The 15290-nt window shown below is 62.2% G+C and carries 13 protein-coding genes; 5 read left to right on the plus strand and 8 right to left on the minus strand.

The features are described 5' to 3' along the window. Window positions 1-54 precede the first annotated feature (54 nt). Genes cphA through NKI06_RS15155 form a run of 3 tightly spaced genes read left to right on the plus strand, consistent with a single transcriptional unit; the run spans window position 55 to window position 4660 of the window. On the plus strand, window positions 55-2940 hold the full coding sequence (gene cphA / locus NKI06_RS15145; RefSeq protein ID WP_352986025.1) for a cyanophycin synthetase: 2886 nt from the start codon (window positions 55-57) through the stop codon (window positions 2938-2940). Then, the gene (locus NKI06_RS15150; protein ID WP_023825538.1) at window positions 2940-3839 is read left to right on the plus strand and encodes an isoaspartyl peptidase/L-asparaginase family protein; all 900 of its coding nucleotides are present in this window, start codon (window positions 2940-2942) and stop codon (window positions 3837-3839) included. The genes cphA and NKI06_RS15150 overlap by 1 nt, the downstream gene beginning before the upstream one ends. Further along, complete coding sequence (locus NKI06_RS15155) at window positions 3836-4660, plus strand: cyanophycinase (RefSeq protein WP_023710470.1); 825 nt, start codon at window positions 3836-3838, stop codon at window positions 4658-4660. The genes NKI06_RS15150 and NKI06_RS15155 overlap by 4 nt, the downstream gene beginning before the upstream one ends. A gap of 223 nt (window positions 4661-4883) precedes the next feature. Here NKI06_RS15155 and NKI06_RS15160 read toward each other — a convergent pair whose 3' ends face one another. Both NKI06_RS15160 and NKI06_RS15165 read right to left on the minus strand, forming a co-directional pair. Continuing rightward, window positions 4884-5381, minus strand: coding sequence for a metallophosphoesterase (locus NKI06_RS15160; protein WP_352741621.1), 498 nt, complete (start codon window positions 5379-5381; stop codon window positions 4884-4886). 39 nt (window positions 5382-5420) lie between these two features. Then, complete coding sequence (locus NKI06_RS15165) at window positions 5421-5591, minus strand: hypothetical protein (protein ID WP_352543580.1); 171 nt, start codon at window positions 5589-5591, stop codon at window positions 5421-5423. A gap of 936 nt (window positions 5592-6527) precedes the next feature. Here NKI06_RS15165 and NKI06_RS15170 point away from each other — a divergent pair. After that, window positions 6528-7352 carry an SIR2 family NAD-dependent protein deacylase gene (locus NKI06_RS15170; RefSeq protein WP_023682459.1) on the plus strand — a complete coding sequence of 275 codons (825 nt, stop codon included), beginning with the start codon at window positions 6528-6530 and terminating at the stop codon, window positions 7350-7352. A 129-nt stretch (window positions 7353-7481) separates the two neighbouring features. Here the strand turns inward: NKI06_RS15170 and NKI06_RS15175 are convergent, their stop codons facing one another. From NKI06_RS15175 to NKI06_RS15185, 3 genes are all read right to left on the minus strand, one after another. Further along, a complete protein-coding gene (locus tag NKI06_RS15175) occupies window positions 7482-8549 on the minus strand; it encodes a M42 family metallopeptidase (protein WP_023682460.1) in 1068 nt (355 codons plus the stop codon). Window positions 8550-8595: 46 nt separating this feature from the next. After that, a complete protein-coding gene (locus NKI06_RS15180) occupies window positions 8596-9024 on the minus strand; it encodes a GFA family protein (protein ID WP_050485925.1) in 429 nt (142 codons plus the stop codon). Between the two features lie 69 nt (window positions 9025-9093). Next, window positions 9094-9705, minus strand: a complete 612-nt coding sequence (locus tag NKI06_RS15185) for an ATP-dependent Clp protease proteolytic subunit (RefSeq protein ID WP_023682462.1) — start codon at window positions 9703-9705, stop codon at window positions 9094-9096. A 481-nt stretch (window positions 9706-10186) separates the two neighbouring features. On the opposite strand from NKI06_RS15185, the gene NKI06_RS15190 reads away from it, so the two are divergent. Then, the gene (locus NKI06_RS15190; RefSeq protein ID WP_352862417.1) at window positions 10187-11551 is read left to right on the plus strand and encodes a Do family serine endopeptidase; all 1365 of its coding nucleotides are present in this window, start codon (window positions 10187-10189) and stop codon (window positions 11549-11551) included. A gap of 201 nt (window positions 11552-11752) precedes the next feature. Here NKI06_RS15190 and NKI06_RS15195 read toward each other — a convergent pair whose 3' ends face one another. From NKI06_RS15195 to NKI06_RS15205, 3 genes are read right to left on the minus strand one after another with little or no spacing between them, the layout of a single operon-like run. Further along, window positions 11753-12718 carry an ABC transporter permease gene (locus NKI06_RS15195; protein ID WP_023672667.1) on the minus strand — a complete coding sequence of 322 codons (966 nt, stop codon included), beginning with the start codon at window positions 12716-12718 and terminating at the stop codon, window positions 11753-11755. 3 nt (window positions 12719-12721) lie between these two features. Continuing rightward, entirely contained in the window at window positions 12722-13726 is a 1005-nt protein-coding gene (locus NKI06_RS15200; RefSeq protein WP_023726632.1) for an ABC transporter permease, read from the minus strand. After that, a complete protein-coding gene (locus NKI06_RS15205) occupies window positions 13723-15267 on the minus strand; it encodes a sugar ABC transporter ATP-binding protein (protein WP_023825539.1) in 1545 nt (514 codons plus the stop codon). Before NKI06_RS15205 ends, NKI06_RS15200 begins: the two co-directional genes overlap by 4 nt. Window positions 15268-15290 lie beyond the last annotated feature (23 nt).

Consider the following 15290-nt stretch of genomic DNA (forward strand, 5'->3'; position numbering starts at 1 on the left):
AGAACAGCGACCGCACTTGGCCGAGATGACCAGAGGGTGTTCTTGGCGCAACATATGTTAACGGCCACTTTTGTTTCTCTCTCCTGCAAAAATATTTGGGCTGAAAGGCCGGGAACTAACCGATCCTCCGGATGTTGCGGAGTTAGTCAGGAGAAACGGACTATGTCGGACAAAGAAATTCATCGGGGCGCCTCGCGTTTTCGCCCTATCCGCGTCGTGGACGCCCGCGTGTTTCGCGGGCCGCACCTCTATAGTATGACGCCAATGGTCCAGATTCGGATCGACCTCGGAGCCCTTGAGGCGTTCCCGACAGACAAACTGCCCGGGTTTTCCGAACAAATCGTCCGACTGTTGCCCGGCCTTGCGGGCCATGGCTGCAGCTATGGCGCCGCCGGCGGCTTCGTCCGCCGCATGCAGGAAGGAACCTGGCTCGGCCACGTCGTCGAGCATGTCGCCCTGGAACTGCAGAGCATGCTCGGTCACCGGGTGACACGAGGAAAGACACGGTCGGTCAAAGGCAGTCCCGGCACTTATAACGTCATGTTCGCCTACAAGGATGAGCTTGTCGGGCTGCTCGCCGGACGCGTCGCGCTCGAACTGGTGGACAGCCTGCTGCCGGCCAATCTGCATGGTGTCGAGGGGCTCGGCGACATTGCGGAAACGCAGGGGCCATTCGAGTTCGCAGCCAGGCTGCAGCAGCTCAAGCGTCTGGCCGCCGAGCGTGCCTTGGGGCCTACGACTGCTTCCTTGGTGCGCGAGGCCGAGAGGCGGGGCATACCCGCCGCGCGGATCGACGACAGCAGCCTCGTGCTGTTTGGTCACGGAAAGCATCAGAAGCGGATCCGCGCCAGTTGCAGCGACCTCACTTCCGAGATTGCGACCGAGATCGCCTCGGACAAGGACCTGACCAAATTCCTGCTGCAACAGGCCGGCCTGCCGGTGCCACGCGGGGAGCTGGTGCGATCGGCGCAGGACGCAGTCGCGGCGGCAGCACGGCTGGGCTACCCCGTGGTCACCAAACCACTCGATGGCAATCATGGAAGCGGCGTCAACATCGGTCTGGCAACAGAAGACGAGGTCCGCTGGGGCTTCGAACAGGCGCGAGAACACAGCCGTAGCGTTATAGTCGAGCAGCATTTCGTCGGCTCGGACCACAGGATCCTGGTGATCGGCGGAAAGGTGGTGGCGCTCGCCGAGAGGGTTCCGGCCCATGTGGTCGGCGATGGCCGGAGTTCTGTCGCCGAGCTCGTCGAGGAGACGAACCGCGACCCACGAAGGGGAGAGGGCCATTCCTCGGTATTGACCCGCATCGAGATCGACGAATGTGTCGAGCATTTCCTGTCAAAATCGCAGCTCACCCTGGCGAGCGTTCCAGCGCCGGGTCAAATGGTGCTCTTGCGGCCCACCGCCAATCTCTCCACCGGTGGGACCGCGATCGACCGAACGGAAGAAATCCATCCCGAAAACGCGCTGATCGCCAGGCGGGCGGCACAGATCGTCGGCCTCGACATTGCCGGGATCGACTTCGTCTGTCCCGACATCTCACGGCCGGTGAGCGAAACCGGCGGCGGCATCATAGAGGTGAATGCCGGTCCTGGCTTTCGCATGCATCTCGAACCCTCGTCGGGGCGCGCCCGCAACGTCGCACGGCCCGTGCTCGATCTTCTCTTCAAAGGCGGCAAGGACGGCCGGATTCCGATCTTCGCGATCACGGGAACCAACGGCAAGTCGACCACTGCCCGGATGCTGGCGCACATCCTGCAGGCGAATGGGGCAACCGTCGGGCTCACCTCCACCACCGGCGTCTACTTGAACGGCGAGCGGATCATGACAGGGGACTGCTCCGGTCCGCAGAGCGCCAGGATCGTGCTGCGCGAGCCGGGTGTCGATGTCGCGGTGCTGGAATGTGCGCGCGGCGGCATCCTGCGCGAAGGGCTTGCCTTCGATGCATGCGATGTTGGCGCGGTTCTGAACGTCCACGGCGATCATCTCGGGCTGAGGGGCATCGACACGATCGAGGACCTGGCGGAGGTGAAATCGGTCGTGGTCGAGTCCGTCCGCCGCGGGGGATGGAGCATTCTCAATGCCGACGACGTCCATACGTCCGCAATGTCGCGAGATGCCGGCGGCAGGATCTGCTACTTCTCGCTGGCGAGCAGGAGCGAGTGGCCCGATTTCTTGCGCAGCCACCTGGCGGAAGGCGGCCGCGCCGTGACGCGGGAGCCCAGCAGCGACGGCTGGGACATTTTCATCCACGAGGATGGGGAATCGATGTTCCTGATGAGCGTCGACGAAATTCCCGCGACCTTCGAGGGTTCTGCCGAATTCAACGTTGCCAACAGCCTGGCAGCCGTCGCCATGGCGCATTGCCACGACGTTCCGGCGGCAACGATCCGGGCGGCGCTGGCCGAGTTTGGCACCTCGTTCGAGCAATCTCCCGGTCGCCTCAACGTCTTCGACGGGCATGGTTTCCGCACCATCGTCGACTATGCGCACAATCCGGAGGGGCTGAAGGCGCTCGGAAAGCTCGTTTCCCACATGAGGCGCGGCTATCAGCGCACGATCGGCCTGGTCGCCATACCGGGCGACCGCCGCGATTGCGACATCCGCGAGATGGGCGCGATCGCTTCGCGGATATTCGACGTCATCGTCTTCAAGGAGGATGAGCAGGAGCTGCGCGGCCGAGCCCCCGGAGCGATCGCCGGCTTGCTGCGGGAAGGTGCCTTGAACGCCGGCTGCGCCCCAGGCCGCATACACGCCGTCTGTCCCGAGAAGGAGGCCGTCGACGTGTGTCTCCGGCTTGCTCGGGAGAACGACCTTGTCGTGCTCACCGTCGACGACGTTGAAGTCGTGTGGCGGCAGGTAACCGGCTTCGGAGGCGCGACGCCTTCGAGGGGAGGGCCCGATCAGACCCATATTCGCCATCTGAGGGCTGGCTGATGTGGTCGCTGATCCTGCACGGCGGCGCCAAGGAGATCGATCCGCAAGAGGAGGAGGCGCATCGCAACGGATGCATCGAGGCACTCGAGGCAGGTCGGGCCGTCCTGGCCGGCGGCGGAACGGCGGTCGATGCCGTGGAAGCGGCCGGTCGCATCCTCGAGGCGGACCCGACGTTCAATGCGGGATATGGAAGTGCCCTCAATTCGGACGGCGAGGTCGAGATGTGCGCTGGCCTGATGGAGGGCAGGGACTTCAATGTAGGTGCCGTCGCAGTGATCAAGGGCGTGCGCCATCCAATCAGTGTCGCGAAGGCCATGCTGCATGAGGAGCCGATCCTGCTGGCGTCGGAGGGGGCCCGGCGTTTCGCCGCCGACAAGCAGCTGGAGCTTTGCGATCCGGCGGATTTGATCACGCCGCAGCAGCGCGACGCCTCCAGCAAGTCGGAGGCGAAGGATACGATCGGTGTGGTTGCCCTGGATCAGTACGGGGACATCGCCGTCGGCACTTCGACCGGCGGACTGGACGGCAGTGCTCCGGGTCGTGTGGGGGATTCTCCGCAACCCGGTTGCGGCTACTATGCCGACAACCAATTGGGAGCCGTCGCCTTCTCGGGAGACGGTGAGCATATTGCGCGAAAGGCTCTCGCGGCCCGTGTCATGCAGGCACTCTCGGCGCGGCAGGCATTGTCCTCGGGGCAGGCTGAAGGCGGCCTGGAGCAGGTGCTGTATCCCGCGCTCAAGGAAGTCGAGGCGATCGGCGGCGAAGCCGGAGCCATCGTGCTTACCGCGACCGGCGTGTCTGGATGGGCGCATAACAGCAGGGAGTTCGCAGTCGCATTCATGACCAGCGAGGACAACCACCCACACGTTTTCCTGCGCAAGAAAGACGTGGACAAATGACCGACAAGAAGAAAAAACGATCCTCGAACGGTAAAGCCGGAACGCTCGTCATCATCGGCGGCCACGAGGACCATGATGGCGATCGTGTCATCTTGAAGGAGGTGGCGAGCCTGGTTCCGAACGGCCGCCTGGTGCTTGCCACCATCGCGTCTCATGAGCCGGATGGCTATCTCGAGAAGTATCAGAGGTCCTTCGGTGAGCTGGGCATCAAGGATGTCATCGAGCTCTACGTCAACGACCGCCTCGAGGCAGCTCATGAAAAGAAAATAAGTGCGCTCGCAGACGTGAGTGCGGTGTTCTTCTCCGGGGGCGACCAGCTCCGGATCACCAGCCAGATCGGCGACACGCCCATCGACGAGCGGGTGCACGAAATCTATGAAGCCGGAGGCGTCATTGCCGGCACCTCCGCGGGCGCGTCGGTCATGAGCGACACAATGATGGTGAAGGGGCCGAACGCAGCGTCCTTTCGGATCGGCCACATTCGCATGGCGCCGGGACTGGGCCTGCTGCCGAACGTCATTATCGACCAGCACTTTGCGGAACGTGGCCGCATTGGGCGGCTCATCGGGGCGGTGTCGCAGAACCCGCGCGTCCTCGGCATCGGCATTGATGAAGACACCGCGATCGTGGTGAAGGGCGAGATGTTCAAGGTCATTGGCAGCGGCGCTGTCTATCTGGTCGACGCAGCCGGCGTGACCCATTCCAACATCGCGGAAGGTGAGCCTGATGCCGCCCTTTCGATTCATGATCTGAGGGTTCACGTGCTGAGCTCAGGCGATGCGTTCGATCTCGCGCTGCGACGGCCGGTGGGGCTTCCGTAAGACTTCGCCGCACTCAAGTTGATGGTGTGGCGCGGTCCGCGTGCCGGGCCCTCGAGCAGTGCCGATCCACGCGCGAAAACCGCTATCCGTGAGGCTGTTCTCCCATTTGAAGCCGCCACCAGGATGGTCGCATTGTTGCGAACACGGCAGGATTACAGACGGCCTCTCGTCGGCTCGAATCCCGCAAAGCTGAAGACCTTCGCTCACCCGGCGTTCTGCCGAGCTAGCCCCGGCGGCGACTTGCCTGAATGGCAGCAAAGGTTACCGGACGAAACCCCCATGCGTCGACGCCGACATCATGCTGGCGCGTCATCGGCTTCAGACGACCGTGCGAATGACCGTGCAGGTTTACCGATCTCTTGCCGATCTGGTTCCAGGTGCGAAAAGGATAGTGACACAGAACCAGCAAGCGGCCCTCGACAAGAAGCTCCATGTAGTGGTGCACGCTCGCCCAGGCCGGGTCGCCAATGGTGGCAGCGCCATCATTGTTGCCAATTATCAGGTGCTTGGACCCGTTAAGAGACGACAGCAGTGAAGAGACGGTCTCGGCTGGACCCTTGGCGAAATCGCCGAGGTGCCAGACCTCGTCGTTCGGGCCAACCGTTTCGTTCCAAAACGCAACCAGCGCCTGGTCATGCTCGACCAACGAGGCGAAGGGACGCCGGTCGAGGCGCAGAATGCGCGGATCGTTGAAATGCGTATCGGAAGTGAAGAAGATCATGCGCCGCGGCCGGCTGCGATGCGCGATTGGCGGTCACCTCTAACGGCCGGAGCGCTCTTCGGCTTCATCGTCGATCCCGATCGGGGCTTCCCTGAGCATCTTGAGTGCCTCTTCCTTCGTAAGGCCGCACTTGCGCGCGAAGTAGAGCGCCTCGATCGCCTTTTCGCGATCCGCCGTAGATTTTGCGTGCTGTTTGGGCTTTTTGCCCATCGTTCTCTGCCACCTTCCGAGGCCACCAAACCATCACAGTGCCGCGTTGTTCCCGTGCATGGGCTGACCTGCCGGACTGCGCGAATGCCGATGTCGCCGACACCGCGCGAGCCCCCGGACAGCGCGTATATCAGCCGGCTCGCGACAACGGTGGAGCGACTCCAACCCCGACAGCGTGAATTCAAACGAAAGCCCGCGCCGTGGGAGGGGCCGGCGCGGGCGATCGGGCTACCGATCTTGCAGCGCGGGGGTCGACCGCTGCATGGCTCGAACTGTGCAAGCGAGCATTTGTTCCGGGCCGCATGCAAAGCATCGGCGTTTCATTGCAATTCTGGGGGACACAACCAGCATTTCGCTTCAGTCCGCCGCCGATGTGGGAGGATGAATACCGCCTTGCGCTAATTCGTCCGCCCTGGACACGAAACCAACCGCGCATTGAGCGCGTAGCTTCGGCGATTTAAAAACACCTGCACTGGAATATTTCCGGGCGCATGGAACATCTCCGGCCGCTGATGTTTAGGCCGGAATGACGATGATCTCTGTTCTTACAATGATTTACTCTCTCGCCATCTTTATCGGCGCGAAGCGGCGCAACCTCTTGGTGAATGCGAAACTCGATAGAGTTTTGCGCAATATGGCTGGCGCAGAACTGAATCAACGTGGCCAGTAAACCGCAACACCGCCGGTTCCAGTTCACAGCCAGTGTCCTCGCGGCCGCTACCTCGGTTCGGGTGGCAAGCGGCTCGGCAGGACTGCAAGGGCCGCCCCCTCTGGGCTGGCTGGTGCGTGGTCGATCCGATTTCGTCGATGAGGGCGGAGCACGATGCTCCCGCAGTGCGCCGTGCTGGCTCGAATTGCGGGGCCGCGTCCACGATCCGCTCACGGGGCACGCACCTTTAGGTCCGGCCCACGCGAGTGGCTTCGGAGGACCTATCCATGAACGATGATGATCCTATAAATTCGCTCGCCAATGCAATTCGTCATCGCAGCGCAATTTTGTTTGTGGGGGCGGGGGTATCGATCAGCGTCGGACTTCCGTCTTGGGAGAAGCTCATCGAGCGAATGGCAAAGGAGCTCGGCGTCGACGATGAATTTTCCACGCGACGCGATCGTTTTCAGACCTTGGCCGAATACTATCGGATCAAGCATGGCAGCATCGGACCACTTCGCAGTTGGATGGACAGAAACTGGTCTGTCGCCAAGGAACGGATCGAGAAATCGGAATTGCACCGTCTCATCGTGACGCTCGATTTTCCCGTCATCTATACGACGAACTATGACCGGAACCTGGAACTCGCTTTTGAAATCCACGGTCGAGAGTACGTGAAAGTGGCCAACGCACGGCACGTTGCGCAGGCCCGTCGAGGCATAACGCACATCGTGAAATTTCACGGCGACTTTGACGAGGACTCTTCCCTTGTCCTCACCGAAACCGACTATCTTGACCGCCTGTCCTTCAATTCTCCCCTTGATGTCCGCTTTCGCTCCGACGCTCTCGGCAGCACGATCCTGTTCATTGGCTATAGCCTCTCCGATCCAAACATCCGGCTGCTGTTGCACCGGCTTTGGCAAACCTGGCACCGGTCTGGATATGAGAAAGATCGTCCCCCTTCGTTCATCTTCATGCCCAGCCGCAACCCTGTGGAGGAGGCCGTGCTTGGGCGCTGGGGTATTTCGGTGCTCGTTGGCGCAGGTGATGATCCTGAAGCCGGTCTGACGGATTTCCTCAGGCGTTTGGTGGAAGCGGTCGCGGTGACCTGAGGCGCGCTCCCCAGTGGACCGTGGTTGGGTTTTCGCAGGTGCGCGGTGACCGACGAACCGGGCGGTGGCCGACAGGCGCCAGATCGGCGACTGTTGGAGCCACGACTTCCACAATCAATCCCGCAGCGATCATCTTGGCGTGAAGTCGATCTCCGGCGTCAATTGCCGGCAATATGCACAAACCAGGTCAATCGTCGTTTGCACATCATCCAAGCAAACAACTTCGGACGGGGTATGCATGTAACGCAAAGGCACGGAGAGCACCCCACTTGCGACGCCGCCGCGGTTCTGCTGCATGACACGCGCGTCGGTAGGGCTTGAGCTGCCCACCGCCTGAAACTGATAAGGCAGGCCCTCTTTCTCGGCCACCGACTTCAGCAGATTGAACACCACCGGGTTGGTGTTCGCGCCTTGAGTGATTGCCGGCCCTTTCCCAAGGTCCAGTTTGCCCTGATCCTCGGCGCGAGCGCGCGGATAGTCCATCGCCACGCCCATATCGATTGCGAGGCCGGTTCGAGGCGCGATATTGAACGCCGAGGTCATCGCGCCTCGGGAACCGATTTCCTCTTGAACCGTACCCAGGATATAGAGCCCCACGCCGGGGTGAACGCCTCCCTCCTCAGAGAGGCAGCGCAGCACCTCGGCGCCGATGAGGAGGCCGACCTTGTTGTCGAACGCTCGTCCGACAGCAAGGTTGCCCTGGAGCGCTGCAAACTCGCCATGGATAGTCACCGCGCTGCCGACCTCTACGACCTTCAACGCTTCCTCTCGCGAACTCGCGCCGATATCGATCCACAGTTCCATCAGCGAGGGTGTTTGAGACGTGTCAGAGGCTTTGAAGGTCTGGATTGCTTTGCGACCCACGACCCCCAGGATCGGCTCTTTGCCGTGCACCCAGACACGCTGGCCGATTTCAGTGGCAACGTCCGTTCCACCTATGGTGCTGAAGAACAGAAAACCGTCATCGTCGATGTAGTGGACGATGAAGCCGACCTCATCCATGTGCCCGGCATACATGAAGCGCATAGACGCCTCAGGATTGATGATCGCTGTGACATTGCCCATGACGTCCGTCGTCAACCTGTGGGCATACGGACGAACATACTCGCGGAAAAGCTCCGCTACAGGTTGCTCAAAGCCGCTCGGCGACGGGGTCGCCACAATTTTCTTCAAGAACTTGAGTGATTCATCGCGCATGAAGCTGACTTTCACAGTTCATGGGTGGAGGGCCATTCGAGCATGGTCATACTCGTCGGGCTTCGCGCCAATTTTGGCCTTCTTCGGTGCGATCGCCCGCGAATTGGTCAGCCCAAGGCAGGTTGTGGAGCCAGGCTTCGCGCCGGGGGGTCCAAAGCTCGTATGCCGGGAGAAGGTCGTTTGGCGCATCATCGAGAGTGCCGATCATGATCTCGGCTTCGTCGTCGCGGAGGTTCACCACGCGCGACCCGCATGCCGGACAAAAACCTCTGCCGTTGAATGCAACAAGCTCGCCCTTGCACTGGTAAGCCGACCGCGGCCACACGGCAAAGGCACTGTAGGTGCTGCCGCTGGTTCTCTTGCAATCCTGGCAATGACACAAGCCAACGCGCAACGGCGCGCCGGTGACAACATACCTCACAGACCCGCAAAGACAGCCGCCGGTCCGCTCTATCTTTTCAACCTTGCCGTTCATGGTCGCCGGAGCCATGAGTGAGGGAAGCGTGTTGGACTCGGCTCTGCCGTTTGCATCCGAGGCGTCAAGTTAATCGGCAATGTCTTCAACAAGGCCCAACTCCAAAGCTCTGGCTGCCATCAGGTAGCAGTTGGTCAAGGCATGGTCGCGCAGCTCTTCCAGCGATGTTCGAGAACCTTGGACGAGATCGGCGAACCCTTCATTCTCGAGTCGCTCTGCCGTTTCCAACAGCGCAAGTTGTTCGCGAACGATCTGAAGACAGCTTCGAATTGGTCCATTCAGAACCAAGTCTTTCTCAAGCCTTCTTTCATGAATCAGCAGGACTGCTTGCGGGCAAAGGAACCTGCAGGCTTTCGGGAAAGCGGCAAGGACCGTTACCCCGGCAGAGTAAACCGTATTCTTGCCAATGATGTAGCCGTTGCGGCCCGAGTGTTTCAGAAAAAGCTTGAACTCTAGAGCTAGACGTCGCGCGCCGTCGGCGTCGCCTCCGGGCGTGTCGATTTCAACGTAGAGATCGTCTTCCCCGGAACGCACGGCTTTCAAATCGTCCAAGGCTTTGGTGACGACAGTGTCATCAATCAAGCCGTGTATACGCAAGTTTGGATCGAACAAAAGCCGGTGAAGGTCTGGAGCGGGCGGCGGGGAGACGGTGTGTTCGGCTGACTGGGGCAACAGATCCATATAGACATCCTCACTATGGGGGCCGAACTTAGTTGGTACCCTTTTGTTCCCTTGAGGGAGTTCGAGCGGCGGTGATCACGACCGCGTCTCTCTGCGGCTGTTGAGCTCCCTCTTGCATTGCAGATCGTTTTCGCACCAGGCCCGGTAGAGGCACCTCAGCCGCTGGGTTGGCTCCATGGGCATATCGGGCATTTGCCGGAGCTGACGCAGTCGCTTTGCTGACTTCTGCCACGTCCGGGACCAGTCCTGTGGACGGTTGAACTCGACGGCCTCAATGGTTCCCGGCTGCTGCCTTCCGGACCCCCGCGGTCGGGCTGTTTTTCCTGGCCGTGCCATTTTTCCGGGGGGCTGAAACAAACAGCTTTGTTGGCAGTTCTAGCGTCCGGAGCACCGGCTCCGCGCGGCGCGGCCGAGCGGCCGGGGCTGTCCGGCAGGAGGTCCAGCAATGTCTCACGATATGCAAAGACGATTTGCAACGCGCTTGATCGCGGTTGCGCTGATGCTCTCGGCCAGTGGCGTGGCGCCTGTCCTGGCCCAGGATACCCCGACCGACTTCACGGCGATCATTCAGCAGAAATTGCCGGCCGTGGTCGCGATCACGACCCGGGAGGTTGTCCAGGAACAGACGACGGCGGGCGACTTTACAAGTCCGTTCGACGGCCAGGGCCTCGGACCCGTTCAGCCACAGGTGAGGGAGGCGCTTGGCTCCGGATTTGTGATCAGTCCCGACGGCTACATCGTCACCAACAACCATGTCGTTGCCGATGCGACAGAGATCCATGTCGTATTTTCCGACAAGGAAACGGCGCCGGCGCAATTGGTCGGCCGTGACCCCGCCACCGATATAGCGGTGCTGAAGGTCGACCCGCGGCCCAACATGACCACGACCAAATGGGGTGACTCGGATGCAATGCAGCCGGGCGCATGGACAATCGCGATCGGCAGTCCCTTCGGACTCGGAGGGACAGTCACTGTCGGCGTTCTGTCGGCCCGCTCGCGAGACATTCAAGCCGGGCCGTACGACGATTTTCTCCAGACGGACGCGTCGATCAATCGAGGCAACTCGGGCGGTCCGCTGTTCAACGCACGTGGCGAGGTGATCGGCGTCAACACCGCCATTGTCTCGCCGTCGGGCGGCAGCATCGGGATCGGATTTGCGGTGCCATCGCGCACCGCCCAGAGCATCGCCGACCAGTTGATTAGAACCGGCCGGATCGAGCGTGGCTTCATCGGGGTCCGCCTGCAGGACATCACGCCGTCGCTGGCTGAGGCCCTCGGGATGAAGGATGACAAGGGCGCGCTGGTTGCTTCGGTCGAGCCCGGCAGCCCGGCGGAGAAAGCCGGCTTGAAGCCGGGTGACGTGATCACCCGGTTCAACGGCAAGGGCATTGAGGGTGTCCATGACCTCACGCTTGCGACGGCTAGCCAGAAGCCTGGCAGCAAGGCCACTCTGACACGGAGTAACGGCGGCAAGGACCAGGAGATCGCGCTTGTCATCGGTGAGCGCAAGGATGCGGAGGTGAAGACCGGCGCTGTTCCCGACAAGAGGTCGGCGGCCGAAGGCCTCGGCCTATCGCTCAGCCAGATTCCGGATCAGGCGCGTCAGCAGCTCGGCATCAAATCAGGAACGACCGGCGTCTTCGTCGTGGAAGTGGTTCCCGATGGCCTTGCCGCCCGGAGCGGATTGCAGCCGGGCGATGTCATCATATCGGCCAACAATCGCCGCGTGACGGAGCCTTCGGACATCGTCGAGGAGTGGGCGAACTCTCGCCGGCAGAGCAAGCCCATCCTGTTTCGGCTGGAAAGGCAGGGGCAGTCCGTGTTCGTGGCGGTCGCCGGGAAATGACCGTCTCCAGGACGACCATGTGACTGCACCACGATCCGCTTGCGGATCCCGCTCCAAGGGTGTCGGACCCCAGGTGCACCGGGGAAGCATCGCCGCAGAAAGTCTGCGGGATGCGCTCATTGGGCCGGGTGCGCAACGCGCACTGATTCTGCAGCGCCAGAGCTCTTTTGAGCTCATCGTGCTCGAAGGCGCTCGCCATCCTCAGGCAGTTTCGCGCCTTGCCGTAAGCCGTGCCTGGAGAAGGACGACGACGAGCAAAAACAGCCCGCGGATCACCGACTGCCAGTAGGCTGACAGCGAAATCCAACCCATGCCGTTTTCGAAGTTCAGGACGTTGAAAAGGATCCCGAGCAACAGCACGCCGGCCAGCGTGGTCAACACCGAGCCCGAGCCGCCGGTCAGCAGCGTCCCGCCCACGACCACGGCTGCGATGGCAAACAGCTCCCAGCCGACGCCCTCGATCGGCTGGCCTGCGCCGAACTGAGAAGCGAGGACGACGCCGGCGAGCCCGGCCAGGCACCCGCTTGCGACATAGACGAGAAATTTGACGCGGTCAGTGCGCAGCCCCATCAGCCGCGAGGCATCCTCGCCACCGCCGATGGCCAGCACCGTCCGTCCCGTGCTGGTGTAGTTCAGGACCACTGAGCCGACGGCATAGGCAACCAGGGCGATGACTGCCGGAATCGGGAAAATCCAGAAATTCCCTTGGCCGATGGCGGTGAAGCCCGAATCATAAGACACCGAAACGGTCTGGTTGCCGGCCAGAAGCAGCGCCGAGCCGCTTGCGGCCAGCATGGTGGCAAGCGTGGCGATGAATGGCATCAGGTTTCCGCGCGTAACCAGGAGCGCGTTGATCAGCCCGGCTGCCAGGCCCGCGCCAACGCCCGCTGCAAGGCCTGCTACGATGCCGTGCGGGCTCGCCAGGGCGGAAGCGACGCTGCCCAAGGCGGCGACGGAGCCGACGGACAGGTCTATGCCGCCGGTCATGATCACGAAGCACATGCCGAGCGCGACGAGCGCGAACATCGAGTTGTAGCGCAGAACGCTCATCACGTTGAAGAGGCCGAGGAAGCGGTCGTAGCGCAGGAATCCGAACAGGACGAGGGCTGCAAGCGCGATGACGACACCGTAGGTGCCGATGATGCGAACCAGTCTGGCGCTGTTCATGAATTACACCCGGTGTTGCTGCTGCAGCCAGACGGCGAATGCGATGATGCCGGCCTTGACGACGAGCGCAGCGGCGTCGGGCACGCCATTGGCAAGCAGCGTGTAGCGCACCAACTGGATGGTCAGTGCGCCCAGCAGGGTGCCGATGATTGTGGCCTTTCCACCACTCAACAACGTGCCGCCCACCGCGACCGCCGCGATGGCGTCGAGTTCCATGCCCAGCCCCACGAGATTGGCGTCGCTGGAGGAGTTGATCGCAATGACGACGAGACCGGCTAGCCCCGCGCACAGGCCGCTGATCGCATAGACGGCGAGCTTGATCCTCGATACGGCGATGCCGGCCAGTTCAGAGGCCTTTTCATTGCCGCCGACAGCCAGGATGCTTCGCCCGAACACCGTGCGGTGAAGGGCCCAAGCGGCCGCCGCAACCAGCACGGCCATGATGATGACCTGCGCGGGAATGCCGAGCGGGCGGGCAAGTCCGATCCACTGGAATTGCGGCACGCGGAAGGTCTGCAGATTGCCGTTGGTCATAACCTGCGCGATCCCGCGCCCGGCGATGAACAGCACGAGCGTTGCGACGATCGGTTGGATGCGGAAGCGCGAGACCAACCAGCCGTTGAACAACCCGAACAGGCCGGCGACGAGGATCGAGGCAACCATCGCGACGGCTACCGCCAGATAGATGTTTCCGACCGGGAAGATCGTGCCCATGAAGATCATCGGCGCCAATGCGCCGGAGATCGCCATCAGCGAACCAACCGACAGGTCGATGCCGCCGGTGGCGATCACCAGGGTCATCCCCACCGCGACGATCACAATCGTGCAGACCTGGGTCAGGTTGACGTTGAGTGTCTGCAGCGTCGCGAAATTGCGCGTATAGGCAAGGTTGAAGACGACCAGCAGCACAAGCGCGATCACCGTGCCGTAGCGCGCCAGGAAACCGAACACATCAAAGCGGCGGTTTCCAGCGTCGTTGGCTGCGGATGGTGTGGCCAGATCGCTCACGCTGCCTCCTTCGCCGCGCCGCCATGCGCCATCGCCGCGAGCACGTCCTCCTCGTTGGCTGCCTGGCCTTCCAGTTCGGCCACCCTCACTCCTTCGCGCAGCACGAATATGCGGTCGGCTCCTTCCATCACTTCCTCGAGTTCCGAGGAGATCATCAGCACGCCGAGCCCGCCATCGGCAAGCTTGCGGATGAGGCGCTGGATCTCGGCCTTGGCCCCGACATCGATGCCGCGCGTCGGCTCATCGAGAATGAGCAGCTTCGGGTTCATTGCCAGCCAGCGGGCAAGCAGCACCTTTTGCTGGTTCCCGCCCGACAACTCGCGGACCTTCTGGTTAGGCCCCGAGCATTTGATGTCGAGTTCACGAATGAAGCGCTCGACGATCTCCTTCTGCCGGGCCTCGTTCAGGATGCCATTGCGGCTGATTTTCGGCAGCAGTGCCAGTGTTATGTTCTCCGCGACGGTCATTTCCGGCACGATGCCCTCGGCCTTGCGGTCCTCGGTGCAGAAGCCCATCCCTGCGGCGATGGCATCAGCGGCACGTGCGGGATGGTAGGACGCGCCTTCCATCGTCATCTCGCCTGCGCTCCGGCGGTCGGCGCCGAATACGAGGCGGGCTGTTTCGGTGCGGCCGGCGCCGAGCAAGCCGGCAAAGCCGGCGATCTCGCCGCGGCGCAGGTCGAAGCTCACGTCACGCACCAACTGGCCGGCCGCCAGCCCTTGCGCGGTAAACAGCACATCACCGATCCTCGACCGATCGCGTTCGCCGAACGCGGTCGCATGGCCTTCGACGGCTGCGACGTCGCGGCCGAGCATGGCCGCGACCAGCTCCAGCTTGCCGATGTCGCTCATCGCCGCGCTTCGCACCGTGCGGCCGTCACGCATGATCGTGACCCGGTCGCAGACCTCGTACAACTCGTCGAGCTTGTGGCTGACGAACAGAACGGAGACGCCGTCGGCCTTGAGCTGACGGATAACGCTGAACAAGACCGAGACTTCACGCTCGTCCAGCGAGGAGGTCGGCTCATCCATGATCACGAGGCGGGCGGAAAAGCCGATGGCGCGGGCGATCGCCACCATCTGCTGCGTGGCGGTGTTGAAATCGCTGAGCGGGCGGCGCACGTCGATGCCGATCGAGAAGCGGCTGAGCAGGCGCTCGGCTTCCGCATGCATCGCGCTCCAGTCGAGCAGGCCGCGGCGGCGCTTCTCGCGTCCAAGGCAGATGTTCTCGGTCACCGAGCGCAGCGGTACGAGATTGATCTCCTGGTAGATGGTGCTGATGCCGCTGACCTGCGCCTGATGCGGAGACCCAACTTCGAACGGCTTCCGTTCGAACAGCACCTGCCCCGCATCCCGGCGGTAATAGCCGGTGAGCACCTTGATAAGTGTCGATTTGCCCGCACCGTTCTGGCCGATGAGTGCGTGGATCTCGCCCGGAAGAACCTGGAGCGAGGCATCGGCCAGGGCAGGGATGCCGGCAAAACGCTTCTGGATGTCACGCATGTCCAGGAGCAGCGCGGCTTGGTCCGGCTGAGCGGTCATCGTCAAACTCCCAAACCCTACCC

Source organism: Mesorhizobium sp. M0772, from assembly GCF_040320135.1.
Classification (GTDB): Bacteria; Pseudomonadota; Alphaproteobacteria; order Rhizobiales; family Rhizobiaceae; genus Mesorhizobium.